At 40.9% G+C, this 2,760-nt stretch carries 4 protein-coding genes; 3 read left to right on the forward strand and 1 reads right to left on the reverse strand.

The window, feature by feature from the left end; genetic code table 11:
* Positions 1 to 84 precede the first annotated feature (84 nt).
* Positions 85 to 315 carry an ATP-binding protein gene (locus IBX40_12530; protein MBE0525135.1) on the forward strand — a complete coding sequence of 77 codons (231 nt, stop codon included), beginning with the start codon at positions 85 to 87 and terminating at the stop codon, positions 313 to 315.
* A 213-nt stretch (positions 316 to 528) separates the two neighbouring features.
* On the opposite strand, the gene IBX40_12535 is transcribed toward IBX40_12530, so the two are convergent.
* The gene (locus tag IBX40_12535) at positions 529 to 1,434 is read right to left on the reverse strand and encodes a TIGR00269 family protein (protein ID MBE0525136.1); all 906 of its coding nucleotides are present in this window, start codon (positions 1,432 to 1,434) and stop codon (positions 529 to 531) included.
* Between the two features lie 50 nt (positions 1,435 to 1,484).
* Between IBX40_12535 and IBX40_12540 the strand changes: the two genes are divergently transcribed.
* Entirely contained in the window at positions 1,485 to 2,366 is an 882-nt protein-coding gene (locus IBX40_12540) for a serine/threonine protein kinase (protein MBE0525137.1), read from the forward strand.
* 135 nt (positions 2,367 to 2,501) lie between these two features.
* Positions 2,502 to 2,760 (forward strand): DUF1699 family protein (locus IBX40_12545; GenBank protein ID MBE0525138.1); only part of this gene is annotated, 259 nt, incomplete at its 3' end.

A 2,760-nucleotide genomic window follows, 5' to 3' on the forward strand; every position in this document is an offset into this window, starting at 1 on the left:
GTTACGAATTGTTTGAGAATGGATACTGTGCCCGAGTAAAAACTGGTCCCAATATATTACTGGCAAAGTGCAAAAGGTCATGAGGTGGATTTTTTAATAAAGGAGGGCTTGAAAGCCAGCCAGTTGATACAGGTTTGTTTCGATGTTTCAGATGCCGAAACAAAGTCCCGTGAGATAAGGGGTATGGTTGAAGGATTGAATTATTTTGACCTTTCAAAAGGTACGATCATAACTTCAGACTATTTCCACGAAGAAATTGTTGATGGGAAAATGTTACGTTACGTACCGCTGTGGTACTGGCTGCTTGAAAATTGAATGGGTATCATGTACGACTTCCCGTACCCAATATTGAAAGCAGTCTTTCCTTTGAGATCCTTTATGACGGCATATCTCGTAGTATAAAGATCATAATGCTCTTGCCAGTTCAAGACGCTGTGAGTCGTCCAGATGGGTCTTTTCAAAATTATCCACATGGTGAAACCATTTTTTCCCTTTTCATTGCAATACACAGTACTTGCACATTTCCCATTATCTCCCAAGCAGTTTACAGGATTGACAGATATCGCTGGCCGTAGGCTCTCCACACTTCATACATCGGTTAAGGATTATCTGGGGGAATGTATGCCTTAGCGGTTCTGCCAGTTTATCAAGGCTTCGCAGCACTGCATATTTAGTGCCTGGATGTCTAACCTCAAAATCGTTAAGAATATCCCTGACCTCGCCCCTGATAGCTGTGTACGCATAAGGACATTCTGAAAAATCAACCGGGATATGGTTCAGCAGTGCATAAAGCGCCACCTCGCGTTCCGGGATATCACGCAGGGGTTTTGAGCGCAGGATCAGGCCCGGTTGGACACAACCTGGTGACATCCTGACGAGCCGCTCTACATCACCCCGCAGTAGATTCATCATCACAGTCTGGGCCTCATCATCCAGGTTATGTCCCACAGCCAGCCTGGTAGCTCCTGCTTCCCGTGCAGTCTTGTTCAGAAGATACTTCCGCAGGGCACCACAGTAGCTACAGGGCCCCTTCTCTCCTCCTCTGGCTACGATCTCGTCAAGGCTCTTGCCGTATTCGGCTTTGAAACTGGCAATTATATGCTCCACTCCAAGAGATTGTGTAAATTCCTTAGCGTACTCTAACGTTTCTTGCCTGTACCCTTTAATACCTTCATCAATGCTGATAGCGATAAGAGTGATGTCAGGTCTATTGCCAAATAATTTTTTCAAAATATACAGCAGCACTGAACTGTCCTTACCACCGCTTAAACCCACTGCAATGGTATCTTCTCTATCTACCATTCGGTGCTGTCGGATGGTATATTTGACCTTACGTTCCACATCCTCGATAAAATGGGGAGTGCACAGGTGGGCTCCGCTATATGGCTGGAAAGTAACTGCCGTTTTGCTGCATTTTCTACATTTCACAGGAATTAAATTGAGTCGCAAGATGTTATATTTAATGCGTACAAATTGAGATAGGTATGTTAAATGATATTCCAGCAGTGTTCAAATCCCTGGAGCCCAGGGATTTTCGCGTATTGACAGGCATTGAAGTTGGCATGAAATACTATGAATGGGTGCCATTATCTGAAATATCCAAATATACCAAGATCACCGAGAGTGAACTCAATTATATATTGAAGGGATTAGGGATCAAAGGACTGCTGAAACATCAAACCGTACCCTATGAAGGATACCAGATATATTTTGAAGGATATGACCTGCTGGCGTTAAATGCACTGGTTAAACGGGGATCACTATCAGCTATCGGGGAAGAACTGGGTGTTGGCAAGGAATCGGTAGTCTATGAGGGATTACGTGATCTGGTGGGTGGTATCGGCCAGCAGCCAGTCATTATCAAGTTTCATAGGGAAGGACGTACAAGTTTCAAACAGGTAAAGCGGAATCGGGAACATCTGAAAGATATTTTCCACTTCTCCTGGATATATGCTGCACGACTGGCTGCCAAAAGGGAATTTGAAGCGCTTAAGAAGGTTTATCCAGATGTTAATGTTCCTGAACCAATTGATCACAACCGAAATGTTATTGTTATGGGTATTGCAGAAGGAGGAGAATTATCCAAAACAAAAGTGATTGAACCTGAATGGTACCTGGACAGGATCATTGAACAGATTGCATTAGCCTATTCAAAGGAATTTGTTCATGCTGATCTAAGTGAGTATAATATCTTTGTTAGTGACGATAAAGTCACTATTATAGACTGGCCTCAGTATGTGGATGTGGAACAGGAGAATGCAGATGAATTGCTTATGAGAGATATTTCAAATATACTGGCATTTTTCAATAGGAAATATGGCATTGTCCGGGATCTTAGTGAAGTTCTGGATCAGGTTAAACGTTGATTGTGACTATGTCATAATTTTAATATGTTATTTTGATTCAATAATTAATGAAGACCAGGTTTTCAACAACAAATTCGAAACAATTTTATATTTTGGAAAATTATATATATATATCTACCACTTGATTTGAAAAACATGAGGATAAGAGTAATTAATTCAAAAAATGAGATCAATACAATTGATCGTAATGAAGAGTTTGTCCACCTGGCTTTTAGACCTTCTAACAAAGATATCCTTGCTATTGTTCAATCATGTACTAATCTTAAAGCCATTCATATTCCCCGGTCCTATGAAAAGACAGTATCTAATTCTGTCTATATGCTATTGGAAATGAAGAAAATTGGTATCTTCTTCAAATTAAATGGTAAATGGGAAAATATATTTTTATGGAATC

It is taken from the genome of Methanosarcinales archaeon (assembly GCA_014859725.1).
In the GTDB taxonomy this organism is placed as follows: Archaea; Halobacteriota; Methanosarcinia; order Methanosarcinales; family Methanocomedenaceae; genus Kmv04.

Bases quoted from the DNA above. Each gene is read 5' to 3' on its own strand.
- IBX40_12540 (MBE0525137.1), top strand. From the start codon at position 1,485: ATGTTAAATGATATTCCAGCAGTGTTCAAATCCCTGGAGCCCAGGGAT.